This window comes from Streptomyces yongxingensis (genome assembly GCF_055597465.1).
This window is the reverse complement of the sequence record NZ_CM145717.1, coordinates 1,078,392-1,091,026: the sequence shown is the minus strand read 5'-3', so window position 1 is coordinate 1,091,026 and position 12,635 is coordinate 1,078,392. Positions and strand designations below refer to the sequence as shown.

Annotated in this window: 12 protein-coding genes; 3 read left to right on the top strand and 9 right to left on the bottom strand. The window is 72.2% G+C overall.

Annotated elements, in window-relative coordinates; translation table 11 throughout:
* Positions 1-34: 34 nt before the first annotated feature.
* Both ACZ6TD_RS04980 and ACZ6TD_RS04975 read right to left on the bottom strand, forming a co-directional pair.
* Positions 35-1,315 carry a YeeE/YedE family protein gene (locus ACZ6TD_RS04980; RefSeq protein WP_471351062.1) on the bottom strand — a complete coding sequence of 427 codons (1,281 nt, stop codon included), beginning with the start codon at positions 1,313-1,315 and terminating at the stop codon, positions 35-37.
* A gap of 287 nt (positions 1,316-1,602) precedes the next feature.
* Entirely contained in the window at positions 1,603-2,364 is a 762-nt protein-coding gene (locus tag ACZ6TD_RS04975) for a FadR/GntR family transcriptional regulator (protein ID WP_471351059.1), read from the bottom strand.
* Positions 2,365-2,522: 158 nt separating this feature from the next.
* Here ACZ6TD_RS04975 and ACZ6TD_RS04970 point away from each other — a divergent pair, with 158 nt between their 5' ends.
* Together ACZ6TD_RS04970 and ACZ6TD_RS04965 are read left to right on the top strand one after the other, a co-directional pair.
* Positions 2,523-3,326 carry a carbon-nitrogen hydrolase family protein gene (locus ACZ6TD_RS04970; RefSeq protein ID WP_471351057.1) on the top strand — a complete coding sequence of 268 codons (804 nt, stop codon included), beginning with the start codon at positions 2,523-2,525 and terminating at the stop codon, positions 3,324-3,326.
* A complete protein-coding gene (locus tag ACZ6TD_RS04965) occupies positions 3,320-4,756 on the top strand; it encodes an APC family permease (protein WP_471351056.1) in 1,437 nt (478 codons plus the stop codon). Before ACZ6TD_RS04970 ends, ACZ6TD_RS04965 begins: the two co-directional genes overlap by 7 nt.
* Before the next feature lie 64 nt (positions 4,757-4,820).
* Here ACZ6TD_RS04965 and ACZ6TD_RS04960 read toward each other — a convergent pair whose 3' ends face one another.
* Positions 4,821-5,687, bottom strand: coding sequence for an AraC family transcriptional regulator (locus ACZ6TD_RS04960; protein ID WP_471351053.1), 867 nt, complete (start codon positions 5,685-5,687; stop codon positions 4,821-4,823).
* 252 nt (positions 5,688-5,939) lie between these two features.
* On the opposite strand from ACZ6TD_RS04960, the gene ACZ6TD_RS04955 reads away from it, so the two are divergent.
* Positions 5,940-6,284: a hypothetical protein gene (locus ACZ6TD_RS04955; RefSeq protein WP_471351051.1), complete on the top strand. Its 345-nt coding sequence runs from the start codon at positions 5,940-5,942 to the stop codon at positions 6,282-6,284.
* Here the strand turns inward: ACZ6TD_RS04955 and ACZ6TD_RS04950 are convergent.
* The 6 genes from ACZ6TD_RS04950 to ACZ6TD_RS04925 form a co-directional block, all read right to left on the bottom strand.
* A complete protein-coding gene (locus ACZ6TD_RS04950; RefSeq protein ID WP_471351049.1) occupies positions 6,242-6,949 on the bottom strand; it encodes a pentapeptide repeat-containing protein in 708 nt (235 codons plus the stop codon). The two genes, ACZ6TD_RS04955 and ACZ6TD_RS04950, sit on opposite strands and share 43 nt — an antisense overlap.
* Before the next feature lie 20 nt (positions 6,950-6,969).
* Positions 6,970-7,503, bottom strand: a complete 534-nt coding sequence (locus tag ACZ6TD_RS04945) for a ferritin-like domain-containing protein (RefSeq protein WP_471351046.1) — start codon at positions 7,501-7,503, stop codon at positions 6,970-6,972.
* Between the two features lie 167 nt (positions 7,504-7,670).
* On the bottom strand, positions 7,671-8,555 hold the full coding sequence (locus ACZ6TD_RS04940) for a DNA/RNA non-specific endonuclease (RefSeq protein ID WP_471351044.1): 885 nt from the start codon (positions 8,553-8,555) through the stop codon (positions 7,671-7,673).
* Between the two features lie 209 nt (positions 8,556-8,764).
* Entirely contained in the window at positions 8,765-10,915 is a 2,151-nt protein-coding gene (locus tag ACZ6TD_RS04935; RefSeq protein ID WP_471351041.1) for a xanthine dehydrogenase family protein molybdopterin-binding subunit, read from the bottom strand.
* Positions 10,912-11,904, bottom strand: coding sequence for an FAD binding domain-containing protein (locus tag ACZ6TD_RS04930; RefSeq protein WP_471351038.1), 993 nt, complete (start codon positions 11,902-11,904; stop codon positions 10,912-10,914). The genes ACZ6TD_RS04935 and ACZ6TD_RS04930 overlap by 4 nt, the downstream gene beginning before the upstream one ends.
* Positions 11,901-12,458, bottom strand: coding sequence for a (2Fe-2S)-binding protein (locus ACZ6TD_RS04925; RefSeq protein WP_471351035.1), 558 nt, complete (start codon positions 12,456-12,458; stop codon positions 11,901-11,903). The genes ACZ6TD_RS04930 and ACZ6TD_RS04925 overlap by 4 nt, the downstream gene beginning before the upstream one ends.
* Positions 12,459-12,635: the final 177 nt, after the last annotated feature.

The window sequence follows — 12,635 nt, the reverse complement described above, 5'->3', positions numbered from 1 at the left end:
GGTGCCGTCCCCGTACGGGTCGGCCGCGCCCCCGTCAGCAGACGCCGTCGCCCGGCTTCGGGTTCCCGAGCCCGAAGAGCGGCCGCAGCTTCAGCCCGGCCCAGGTGCCGAGGAGGGCGAAGGCGCCCCAGACCCAGCCGTGCAGGCTGCCGGAGGCGATGCCCGCGAGATAGGCGCCGATGTTGCAGCCGCCCGCCAGCCGGGCACCGATGCCCATCAACACCCCGCCGAGCACCGCTGCGGTCGCCGTACGCCACGGCACCCCGCGGTGCAGGGTCCAGGTGCCGCCGAGCGCCGCGGCGACCGCCGCGCCGATCATGATGCCGATGTCGGTGAGGCTGGTCTTGTCGGCGAGCACGGGGCCCGCGAGCATCTCCTTGTTCCCGGGCTGCTGCCACCAGCTCCAGCTCTCCGGGTGGCCGCCGAGCGCGCGCACCAGCTCCGAGCCCCACAGGCTGAAGGCGCTGGTGACACCCCACGCGCCACCGGAGACGAGCAGCACACCGGCGCCCAGCACGGCCAGCGCCAGCGCGCCGACCGCCAGCGGCCAGGAGCCGCGCAGCACACGGGCGGCGGCACCGCGCGCGGAGGGCACCGGACCGATCGGCGGCGGGGTGCGGCGGGCCTGGACGCGCCGGCTGACCAGGACGATGGCGGCGAGCACGAGGATCGTCACCGCCCAGGAGCCGAACCAGCCGATGTGGTCCGCCATGACGACCGGCTTCAGCGAGGGCAGGTCCTTCCACAGGTCGAACTGCCAGGCGGCCAGGGTGGCGCCGCCGATGAAGCCGCCGAGCGTGAGCACGATGGACGTCTGCCCCGAGCCGACCGCGAAGAGGGTGCCGGAGGCGCAGGCGCCACCGAGCTGCATGCCGACGGCGAACAGGAACGAGCCGATCAGCAGCCCGAGCCCCAGCGGCCCGGCCGAGGGCGCGGGCACGGACCCGAACAGCCCGGTCTTCGTGCCGATGAGCAGGGCGAACAGCGTGGCCGTGGTGCCGAGCAGCAGGGTGTGGGCGCGCAGCCCGGTGCCGTTGCCGACGGCCACCAACTGCCGCCAGGCGGAGGTGAAGCCGAACCGGGAGTGGAAGAGGGCGACGCCCAGGGCGAGGCCGAGCAGTAGCAGGACGCCGGGCTTGGCCCCGTGGGCGGACCATACGTACGCGGTCAGCGCGGCGGCGAGCAGCCCGGACACGGCGAGCGGCACCGGCCGCACCGGTGGCGCGGCGGGCGCCTCCGGCCGCGGCACGGAGGTGGGGGACGGGGACAGCAGTGCGGCGGTCTTCGGCGCCTCGGCGGGCGGGGCGGTGGTCACGTGCGGACTCCGGAGATGGGCGAGAGGTGGATGACGCTGGGCGGGAGGGCCCGGCCGGACGGCGCGGCGCCGAGGCGGCGGCGCGCGGTGGGGGAAACCGGCTGGTTCGGGCTCAGCGGCGACAGAGGCCGTCGTCGACGCACCACGCCGAGCTCGCGAACAGCGCGAGACAGAGCAGACGGGCGGGTGCGGACATGCGCTCCAGGATATGGTCCGGTTTTCAAGAATTGGACCCCGATCTCACCATGCGATCTGTGGAGTCAGCCACAGACGCGCATGGCCTCGCGTCAGCCGTCCTCGCCCCGCTCGGCGGTGTCCGCGAGGCCGACGTACATCGAGTGGTGCAGCTCCGCCACATGGTCCCGGAGGAGGGCGGCCGCCGAGGCGGCGTCCCGCGCGGCGAGCGCGGCCCTGATGGCCTTGTGCTGCTCGTTGCTGCCGCGGAGGTAGTCCAGCGGATACGGCAGGAAGTACGCGTACAGCTCTCCGGTGACCCGCTCGTACATCCCCAGGGCGGAGGGCAGCCCGGCGCCCTCGGCGAGGGCCAGGTGGAACCGCTTGTCGCCGGCGTGGAACTCGGCCCAGCTCTCGGCCGCGTCCATCTCCCGGACGCACTCGTCGAGCCGGTCGAGCCCCGGCTGGTCGAGCCGCTCGGCGGCCAGCTGCGCGAAACCGGCCTCCAGCACGATGCGTTCGTCGATCAGCCGGTGCACCCGTTCGCTGTCCTCGCGGTACGCGGCCACCTGCGCCACGGTGCGGCGGCGCGGCCGCTCCGCGATGAAGGTGCCGCCGGTACGCCCCGGGCGCCGCTGGACGACACCCTCGCGCTCCAGGGTGCCGAGGGCCCGGCGGACGGTGATCTCGCCGACCCCGAGCGCCGCCGCCGTGGCCCGGACATTGGGCAGCCGCTCGCCGGGCGCCAGCAGGCCCAGGTCCACCGCCAGCGAGATCCGGGCCCGTACGGTGTCGACGGCGCTGGTGCGGCGGATCGCGGCGAGGGCGCTGCTGGTCAGGGCGCTCGGTGCGCGGGACGGTTCCTGGGTCGCCATTCCCTCAGCGTAGGCACCGCGCCCCGCGGCCTCCCCACGGTTGTCGTACGGGGTCCGCCGCTTTGCGGAACCGTGACCTCCGGGGGTTTACCTGATCAAAGTGAGCATGTTTTCATGGCTCGCATTCACCCCCTGGACGCCGACTGTCGAAGGCACTGATGAAGATCTCCGGACTGCAGACGGCGGGAACGCCCGGCGACGTCGACGCCAACCTCCGCGAACTGGACGCGGCGTGCCGCCGGGCCCGTGCCGAAGGTGCCGAACTCCTGATCACCACCGAGCTGTTCGTCACCGGCTACGACATCGGCGACGCCGTCCGGGACCTGGCCCGCACCGATCTGCTCTCCCCGGCCCAGGAGATCGCCGCCGCCCACGGCATCGCGCTCGTCCTCGGAACCCCCGAGTACGACGACGGCGCCTACTACAACAGCGCCTTCTTCATCGACCCGGCCGGAGCGATCCTCGGCCGCCACCGCAAGACCCATCTCTTCGGCGAGCTCGACCGCAGGTACTTCACACCGGGTGACCGGACCGCTCCCGTCATCGATTACGCGGGCGTCCGGATCGCGATGCTGATCTGCTACGACGTGGAGTTCCCCGAGAACGTACGGGCCGCCGCCCTCGCCGGCGCGGACCTCGTCGCGGTCCCGACCGCCCAGATGCAACCGTACGAGTTCATCGCCGAGCACCTGCTGAGGGTGCGCGCCTGGGAAAACCAGATCTACATCGCCTACGTCAACCATGACGGCGACGAGGGTTCACTGCGCTACGTCGGCCGCAGCTCCGTCGTGAGCCCGTCGGCGACCGTGCTGGACAGCGTCGAACACGGCAACCGGCTGCTCTTCGCCACCGTGGAACCGCACACGGTCCGGGAAGCGCGCAAGGCCAACCCGTATCTGGCCGACCTCCGGCCGGACCTCTTCACCCCGTCCGCCCGCGCCACCAAGGACCCGTCATGCTGACCGACCCCGATGTGCACGCATCCACCCCGCGACAGACCACGACGAACCTCTCGGGTCGGCTCGGCACCGGTGCCATCGTCTTCATGGTGATCGCCGCCGCCGCGCCCCTCACGGTGGTCGGTGGCAACGTCCCGCTCGCCATCGCCGGGGGCCCCGGCGCCGGAGCCCCCGTCGGCTTCGCCCTCGCCTCGCTGGTCCTGCTGGTGTTCGCGGTCGGTTTCGTCACCATGACGCCCCACGTCCCGCAGGCCGGAGCCTTCTACGCCTACGCCACCCGCGGCCTGGGGGACCGGGTCGGAGTGGGCACGGCCGCCGTCGCGCTCGTCGCGTACACGGCGATCCAGGTCGGCGTCTACGGCTATCTGGGATGGGCCGTGAACGATGTCCTCCACACCTTCGGCGGGCCGTCCCTGCCCTGGTGGGTGTGGGCGCTGGCGGCGCTCGGCATCGTGGCCTTCCTCGGCTACCGCCATATCGACCTCAGCTCCAAGGTCCTCGGTGTGGCACTCGTCCTGGAGATCGCGGTGGTGCTCGTCCTGGACGCCGGGATCTTCGCCCGGGGCGGCGCCCACGGTGTCAACGCCGAGTCGTTCACCCCGCATGCGGCGTTCTCCGGACCGCTGGGCGTGGCCGTGCTCTTCGCCATCACCGGATTCATCGGCTTCGAGGCCACCGCCGTCTTCCGGGACGAGGCCCGCGACCCGGAGCGGACCATCCCCCGGGCCACCTATCTCGCCGTCCTGATCATCGGTGGGTTCTACACGCTGTCCTGCTGGGCGCTGGTCCTGGCGGCGGGCACCGATGACGCCCCGGCCGTGGCCCGGAAGACCCTGGACGGCCAGGGCAACATGCTCATGGACACCGCCCAGGCGTACGTCGGCACCGCGCTGCGGGACGTGATGCAGGTGCTGCTGCTCAGCAGCCTCTTCGCCTGTGTGCTCTCCTTCCACAACGTCATCGCCCGCTACACCTTCACCCTCGCCCGTAAGGACCTCCTCCCCGCACGGCTGGGTGTGGTCCATCCGCGCCACCACTCGCCGTCCGTCTCCTCGGTCGTCCAGACCGTCACCGCGCTGGTCCTGGTCGTCTGCTGCGCCGTCGCCGGACTGGATCCGCTGGTGGGCGTCTTCGGCTCCATGGCGGGGGTGGCGACGGTCGGCATGCTCCTGCTCATGCTGATCACGTCCGTCGCCGTGGTCGCCTTCTTCGCGCGCAACGCCCGGCTCGCCTCGGGCAGGGCCTGGCAGACCCGGATCGCGCCGGTGCTGGCCGTGGCCGGACTGCTGACCGCGCTGTGGCTGGTGTTCTCCAACTTCACCCTCGTCACCGGCGTCGGTGTGGGGGCGAGCGCCGTCCTCGGCGTCATCCCCTTCCTCGCCCTCATCGCGGGCCTGGCCCGAGGGGACCGCGGCGCGCGGGAGCGTGTGTGAGAACCGCCCGGCCGGCCGCCCGGACAAGGTACGGGCGGCCGAACCGGACCACGTCTACGGAGCGTCAGACCGCCGTCCGCTCCACGGGGATCCACAGCTCCGCGTCCGCCCGCCCCCCGTCCTGCGACAGCCGGGTGCGCAGGATCTCCGGCCCCGGCCTGCTCTGGTACGGATTGGACGGGAACCACTGCGTGAAGACGTCCCGCCACAGGTACTGGAGCGCCTGCGGGAACGGCCCGGAGTTCTCGAAGACGGCCCATGTCCCCGCCGGGACGGCGAGCGTGTCCAGGCCCTCCGGCGCGGCGACCCCGGTCACCACCCCGTGGTAGTAGTCGAGTTCGGTTCCCTCCGCCCGGCTCGGGTCGAGGTTGTCGCTCACCCCCACGATCCCCTCCGGCTCCTGATCGGACAGAGCGGCGATCCGCCGTATCGTCTCCTGGCCGATCCCCCGGATGAACTCCGCGATCCCCGGATTGACCCCCTCATGGACGAGCGGAACCCGGACCTTCTTGCCGACCACCTGGAACCGCTCCTTCTCCACGACCCGGTATCGCATACTGCTGCTCCCTTCGACGATGAGGCGGAAGGACATCCGCGGCTGGGAGCTCAGCGAGGCACCCGTCCGCCGGGCCTCACCCGGACCCACACCGTGCATGGCCCGGAACGCCCGCGCGAACGCCTCCCCCGAGCCGTAGCCGTAGCGCACCGCGATCTCCAGGAGCGTCCGCTCCCCGGCGAGCACCTCGGCCCCCGCGAGGGTGAGCCGTCTGCGCCGGATGTACTCCGACAGCGACATCCCCGCCAGCGCGGAGAACAGCCGCCGGAAGTGGTACTCCGACGTCATCGCGATCCGCGCCGGCTCGGCCACCTCGATCCGCTGATCCAGGCGCGACTCGATGTGGTCCAGGGCCTCGTTCAGCCGCTCCAGCACCTCGGTCTCCTTCCTTGACGCTGATCACGTTAGGAAGTCGGCACCCCGCCGGACCCGACATCCTGTGCCCGGTCCGGTCGGGTACGGCAGTTCGCCACGGGCCGCCCCGGCCGTCGCTTTGCCCGGGTTCCGGCGTGGGTTCGTCTGTACGTCCGTTCGGTCACCGTTTCATCACAACGCATACACGGCTCTCCCACTTCGCCGCGCCCGCGCCGCATGATGCACCCCACCATCCACGCACCGGGGAGACACATGGGCACCCGCACCGTCGAAGCCGCGGCAGTCATCGCCATCACCCTGCTCCTGACCGGCTGTTCCACCGGCGGTGACGTGCGCGACAAGAGCACCCCGAGCGGCACCCCGGCCGCCGCCGAGAAGGCCGAGGTCACCCGGGCCTGTGTGGATGCCATCGCCGACCGGGCCGCCGCCAACAAGGGCGGAGCGGTCCGCTCCCACCCCGTCCCCGCGCCCTGCGCCCGGCTGTCGGACGCCGACTATCTGGACGCCTATATGAAGGGTCTCGAACAGGCGCATCGCGCCGCGAAGAAGACCTCTCAGGGGGAGACCGGCAAGGCGGCCGACGGCGGGGGAAGCTGACCCGAGGCCCGGTTCGCCGCCCGGGCCGGATGGTCGGCGCAGGAGACCCGTGCGCTCGACCGGGAGCCGTCCGGGCAGAGGACGTTCTCCCAGCTCGTCGTCGAGATATCCGCATCCCGCAGCCGCGCGCCGCGGAGATCGGAGTCGGACACCGTGGCTCCGGCCAGATCGGCGCCGCTCAGATCCGCTCCGTTGAGACCGACATGGGTGAGGGACGCCGCTCGCAGATACACGCCGTCCAGCCGTGCGCCCTCGAAACTGACATCGGTGAGCAGACCCCTGCCGAGCCTGGCGCCGCTCAGATCGGCGCCGCGCAGATCGACTTGCGAGAGGGTGGCGGAGGTGAGGTCCGCCCGCCGGAGGTCGGCGCCCCGCAGATCGACGTTCTCCAGCGACACCGCGGCCAGCCGTGCCGCGTAGAGATTGCCGCGCCGCAGATTGGCCTCGGACACCAGCCCGGTCAGGGTGGACCGTTCGAGATTGACGCACCGCAGTTTCTTCTGCCACAGGTCGCCACCGGCCACGGTGCGGCTGGAGAGGTCCTTGCCCGTACGGCCGGTACAGCTCCGGCCGTGGTCGTCGCCCTCCCCGCACCCGGCGAGCAGGGCCGAGGACAGGGCGGTCACGATGAGGCAGGAGAGCGAGCGGGGCCACCGCGTGGTCATGGGCCGACCCATCACGGATGTCAGACGCCGATCAGATCCACCAGATCGTCGGCATGCTCCTCCTCTTGCTCCAGGATCGACTCCATCAGCCGGCGGGTGGTCGGGTCGTGTTCGCCCAGCCAGCGGATGATCTCCTGATAGCTGGCGATCACGATGCGCTCGGCGAGCAGATTGTGCTCCAGCATCGCCTTCAGGTCGTTGTCGGCCGGGGTGGTGTAGTCGGTGTGGGAGCGCTGGGTCAGCGAGGCGGGGTCGAAGTCGGGGTCGCCGCCGAGCTGGGAGACGCGTTCGGCGGCGCGCAGCGCGTGCTGCATCTCCTCCTTCGCGTGCTCGGTGAACTCCGCGGACACCTGGGCGCGGTCGATCCCGCGGGCCGAGATGGCATGGCGGGTGTAGCGCAGCCAGCACACCACCTCGGTCGCGATGACGTCATTGAGGATGCCGATGACCCGGTCCTTGTCCAGACCGTAGGCGTCCGTCACCGGGCCCGCCGCCATCTTCCGGCGGGCCTCGTCGCGGATCCTGGTCACGTCCAGCACGAAGTCGTCGCTCATCGGTGCCCTCTCTGCTCTCCTCGGCTTGGGCGAGTGTTCCCCGCCGGGGCCCGGAGCGGAGCGGGCGGAGCGGGAAGATGACTGGATCGCCGCACAGCGCCAGCCGATCGGCGGTATGCGGCGCCGGTGCGGCGTCACGCGGCGTCAGATCTGGTCGGCGGAGGGGTTCATGCGGCGTGCACGGTGATGTCGTCGTAGGACTCCAGGAGGGTCCAGCGGGGTGCCGCGCGCCGTCCGGCGGTCAGCCGGTCGGCCGCCGGGAGCGGGCCCAGGTCCAGGCCGGTGAGGCGGGCGATGTCGGAGACCGGCACCTGGAAGGTGCGGAACGCCCCGAGCGGGGGAGGGTCGCCCGCTCGCGCGGCCTCCGCCATGACCCGGGCGGCGGCGTCCCGGCTGAGGTCGGGGCTCTGGTCGAGCACATAGGCGGTGGACGCCAGCTCCCCGTCCTGCAGGAAGGCGGCCACCTTCCAGAACCGGAGCGGCACCTTGATGCCCCGGTAGGGCGGATCGGAGTCCTCGAGCACGGGCCCGGTGAACACCGTCAGCTTCCTGTCGAACTCCTCGGCGTGGCCCAGCAGGAAGTTCTCCAGCCCCTGCCAGAGCTTCTTGCCCTGGTTGAAGACGTTCATCTGGGGAGCGGCGTTGGTGTAGTGGAAGGTGTCGTCGTTCGCCATGGACGCGTCCGGACCCCATACGGGATCGAGACGGCGGACCAGATGTCCCTTGTCCAGCGGGTTGTCCTGGTAGACGGGGTCACCGGCCTGCTGGGCCTCGGGCAGGCGGGGGTCGAAGCGCCAGTCGTCCTCGCGCGGCACGTCGACGAGGTGCGCACCGTCGATCGTGACGGCCGTCGCCGCGGCCAGCCGGCGGTCCGGGCGGAAGACGACGCTGAAGTTGGTGTAGGGCAGGACCGTCGTCTCGGTATCGGGGCCCGTCGGCCGGGGCAGCGGCAGGGAGGGGCCCAGGAAGCGCTCGTTGTAGCCCTTGCGGTCCACCAGGGGGGCGGGGCTCGCGGTCTCCGCGTTCTGCGGGGGATCGGGGGGAGTGGCCATGCCGTTGTCGGTACCGTGCCGCCCGATCACATAATCGGACCGGACCTCCCATCCCGCCCGTATGGTCGAGCGGACTCGCCCCACAAGGCCACATCGCGGCGGCCGGACAGCGCACCGACGAGCTCGGCGCGGCCGGACCGCGCCCCTACGAACTCGGCGCCGGCCAGGTGGGGGACCTGGCCGGCGCCGAGCACTCGACGGTGAACGTGTCAGCCCGCGTGGCCGGGCTCCGGCACGTTCAGCCCCGCCGACAGGACCCGGTCCGGGCGGATCGGCAGGTTGCGGTGGCGGACGCCCGTGGCGTGCCACACCGCGTTGGCGATCGCCGCCGCGGCTCCCACGATGCCGACCTCACCGACGCCCTTGATGCCGACCGGGTCGTCCGGGTCCGGGTCGTCCACCCAGTCCGCCTCGACGATCGGCACATCGGCGTTCGCGGCGAAGTGATAGCCCGCGAGGTCGGGAGCGACGAGGCCGCCCGAGGCCCGGTCCCTGACCGCCTCCTCGTGCAGGGCCATGGAAATGCCCCAGATCATCCCGCCGACGAGCTGGTTGCGCGCGGTCAGCGGGTTGACGATCCGGCCCGCCGCGAAGATGCCGAGCATCCGCCGCACCCGGACCTCTCCACTGGTGACGTCCACGGCCACCTCGGCGAACTGCGCGCCGAAGGAGTGCCGTTCCTTATTGGCCAGGGCGCCGATGGCTTCGGTGGTGTCGGAGCGCGCGGTGATCCCCTCGGGCGGGATGTCGCCGCCCAGGGCCAGCCGCTCGCGCAGCTCGCTCACCGCGATCGCCACCGCCCAGGCCCAGGAGCGCGTGCCCATCGAGCCACCGGCGAGCATCGCCGGGCCGAGGTCGCTGTCCGCCATGACCACCCGGACCCGCTCCGGATCCACCGCCAGCCCGTCCGCGGCGACCAGGTTGATGGCGGTCCGGGCACCGGTGCCGATGTCCGCCGCGTTGATGCGCACGGTGAAGGTGCCGTCCGCCTCCGCCGTCACGGCCGCCGTGGACGGCCCGGCCCCGGAGTGGAAGCTGGCCGCCGCCATACCGGTCCCGAGCAGCCAGCGCCCCTCGCGGCGCACCCCCGGACGGGGATCCCGGCCCGCCCAGCCGAACCTGCGGGAGCCCTCCTCGTAGCAGGCGACCAGATTGCGGCTGCTGAACGGCAGGCCCGAGACGGGACCCCGGTCGGGTTCGTTGCGTACGCGCAGCTCGATCGGGTCGATGCCGGACTTCTCGGCGAGCTCGTCCAGCGCGCACTCCAGCGCGAACGAGCCCGGTGCCTCGCCCGGCGCGCGCATGAAGGTGGGGGTCGGCACATCGAGCCGCACGACGCGGTCGCTGGTGTAGTGCGCGTCGGCGTCGTACATCACGCGGCCCACCGTGGCGCTCCGCTCGATGAACTCGTGGACCGTCGACGTGACGCACTCGGACCGGTGGTCGAGCGCCCGCAGCCGCCCCGACTCGTCGGCGCCGAGCCTGACCCGCTGCGCGGTGGGGCTGCGGTAGCCGATGGTGGAGAACATCTGGCGGCGGGTCATGACGACGCGCACCGGGCGCTGGAGGATGGTCGCGGCCATGGCGGCGGCCACCTGGTGCGGGCGGACCGTCTTGGAGCCGAAGCCGCCACCGACGTGCTCGGACCGCACCCGCACCGACTCCGCGTCGAGCGAGAAGACCTGCGCGAGCTCGGCGGCCACCATCGTGCTGCCCTGGTTGGAGTCGAAGACCTCGAGCCGGCCGCCGTCCCAGTGGGCCGTCGCCGCGTGCGGCTCCATGGGGTTGTGGTGCTCTTCCGGGGTGGTGTACTCGGAGTCCACGACGAACGTGGACGCGGCGAGTTCGGCCTCGACGTCCCCCTTCGTCGCCACCGCCGGCCCGAAGGGCGAATCCGGAGGGGTGTACGCATCCGGGTGTCCGGAGGTGAACCCGATGTCGTGCGGCTCCTGGTCGTACCGGACGACCAGCGCTTCCGCCGCCTCCCTGGCCTGCTCGGGCCGCTCGGCGAGGACCAGCGCCACCGGCCAGCCCATGAAGGGGACACGGTCGTTCTGGAAGACCCCGATGATCGGGTCGGGCTTCCCGATCATGCCCATGTAGTCCAGGTTGACGCGCGGGGCGTTCTCGTGGTGGATGACGGCGAGGACACCGGGCATGGCGAGGACCGGCTCGGTCTCGACCGAGCTGATGCGGCCGCGGGCCACGGTGGACAGCACCATCCAGCCGTGGGCGAGGTCGGGCAGGGGGATGTCGCCCGCGTAGCGGGCCGCTCCGGTGACCTTCTCCCGGCCCTCCACGCGGGTGCGCGCGGTGCCGAAGGCGCCCGTCGTCGTGGTGGTTCCGGTCGTCGTGGTCATCGGGCGGCCTCCTCGGTGAGTTCGGTCAGCAGGGCCACGACGAGGTTGCGCATCAGCGGCACCTTGTATCCGTTGTGGGGCAGCGCCTCGGCGGCGGCCAGTTCCGCGTCCGCGGCGGCGGCGAACGCCTCGGCGGTCGCCGGGCCCCCGGTCAGCGCCCGCTCGGCCGCCAGGGCCCGCCACGGCCGGGAGGCGACCGCCCCGAAGGCGAGGCGGACCTCGTGGACGACCCCGTCCCGGACGTCGAGGGCGGCGGCGATCGAGCCGATCGCGAAGGCGTAGGACGCGCGCTCGCGGACCTTGCGGTAGCGGGAGTGGGCGGCCACCGGGGCCGGGGGCAGGGTGACGCCGGTGATCAGCGCGCCGGACGGCAGCGCGGTCTCCAGGCGCGGGGTGTCGCCCACGGGCAGATAGAAGTCCGCGAGCGGCAACTCGCCCGGCCCGTCGGCGGTTTCGTACCGTACGACGGCGTCGAAGGCGGCGAGCGCGACCCCCATGTCCGAGGGGTGGGTGGCCACGCAGTGCTCGGAGGCGCCGAGGATCGCGTGGTTGTGGTGCTCACCCTCGATGGCCGGGCAGCCGCTGCCGGGGAGGCGCTTGTTGCAGGGCCCGGCCACATCGGTGAAGTAGCCGCAGCGGGTGCGCTGCAGGAGGTTGCCGCCGACGGTGGCCATGTTGCGCAGCTGCCCGGACGCACCGGCCAGGACGGCCTGGGCGAGGGCCGGGTAGCGGCGCCGCACCTCGGGGTGGGCGGCGAGATCGCTGTTGGTGACGGTGGCCCCGACGCGCAAGGCCCCGTCCGTCGTCACCTCGACGTGGTCCAGGGGCAGTTCGCGCACGTCGACCAGGCGTCCCGGCCGCTCGACGCCGGTCTTCATCAGATCGACCAGATTGGTGCCGCCGCCCAGGAAACGCGCGTCGGGGTCGGCGCCGAGCACGGAGATCGCCTCGGAGACCTCGAGGACCCGCTGGTAGCCGAACTCCTTCATGCGAGGGCCTCCTCGGTCCCGGCCGTGCGCGCCTCGGCCGCCCGCGCGACCGCCTGCACGATGGACACGTAGGCGCCGCACCGGCACAGGTTGCCGCTCATCCGCTCCCGGATCTCCTCCGGGCTGAGGGGCGGGGGTCCCGCTTCGGGGCGGACGTCGGCGGTGGCGGCGCTCGGCCAGCCCGCCGCGTGCTCCTCGAGCACGGCGAGGGCGGAACAGATCTGCCCCGGGGTGCAGTAACCGCACTGGTAGCCGTCGAGGTCGAGGAACGCCTGCTGCACCGGGTGCAGCTCGTCGCCCTCGGCCACGCCCTCGATCGTGGTGACCTCACGGCCCTCGGCCGCCACCGCGAGCTGGAGGCAGGAGACGGCCCGGCGGCCGTCGATCAGCACCGTGCAGGCACCGCACTGGCCCTGGTCGCAGCCCTTCTTGGTGCCGGTGAGGTCGAGCTGCTCCCGCAGCGCGTCGAGCAGGGTGGTGCGGTGGTCGACGGGCAGCGTGTGTTTCTCGCCGTTGATGGTCAGCGTGATGACGCTGGACGTCGATGGGGCCATGATCAGCCTTCTTTCGCGGGTGTGGTGCGCGTTGAAGTCGTCCGATGGAGGGGCCCGGGGCCTACGGAGGGAGTCCCGGGCACATCGGATGCGGGACAATGCCGGTCGGCGCTCGGTTTCGGCCATCCACACTGGCCGTTTCAGCCGGTAAGGTGGACCTAAACGGACAACTGTCCG

Bases quoted from the DNA above. Each gene is read 5' to 3' on its own strand.
- ACZ6TD_RS04975 (WP_471351059.1), bottom strand. From the start codon at position 2,364: ATGGCGACCCAGGAACCGTCCCGCGCACCGAGCGCCCTGACCAGCAGC.
- ACZ6TD_RS04970 (WP_471351057.1), top strand. From the start codon at position 2,523: ATGAAGATCTCCGGACTGCAGACGGCGGGAACGCCCGGCGACGTCGAC.
- ACZ6TD_RS04965 (WP_471351056.1), top strand. From the start codon at position 3,320: ATGCTGACCGACCCCGATGTGCACGCATCCACCCCGCGACAGACCACG.
- ACZ6TD_RS04955 (WP_471351051.1), top strand. From the start codon at position 5,940: ATGGGCACCCGCACCGTCGAAGCCGCGGCAGTCATCGCCATCACCCTG.
- ACZ6TD_RS04950 (WP_471351049.1), bottom strand. From the start codon at position 6,949: ATGACCACGCGGTGGCCCCGCTCGCTCTCCTGCCTCATCGTGACCGCC.
- ACZ6TD_RS04945 (WP_471351046.1), bottom strand. From the start codon at position 7,503: ATGAGCGACGACTTCGTGCTGGACGTGACCAGGATCCGCGACGAGGCC.
- ACZ6TD_RS04940 (WP_471351044.1), bottom strand. From the start codon at position 8,555: ATGGCCACTCCCCCCGATCCCCCGCAGAACGCGGAGACCGCGAGCCCC.
- ACZ6TD_RS04935 (WP_471351041.1), bottom strand. From the start codon at position 10,915: ATGACCACGACGACCGGAACCACCACGACGACGGGCGCCTTCGGCACC.
- ACZ6TD_RS04930 (WP_471351038.1), bottom strand. From the start codon at position 11,904: ATGAAGGAGTTCGGCTACCAGCGGGTCCTCGAGGTCTCCGAGGCGATC.
- ACZ6TD_RS04925 (WP_471351035.1), bottom strand. From the start codon at position 12,458: ATGGCCCCATCGACGTCCAGCGTCATCACGCTGACCATCAACGGCGAG.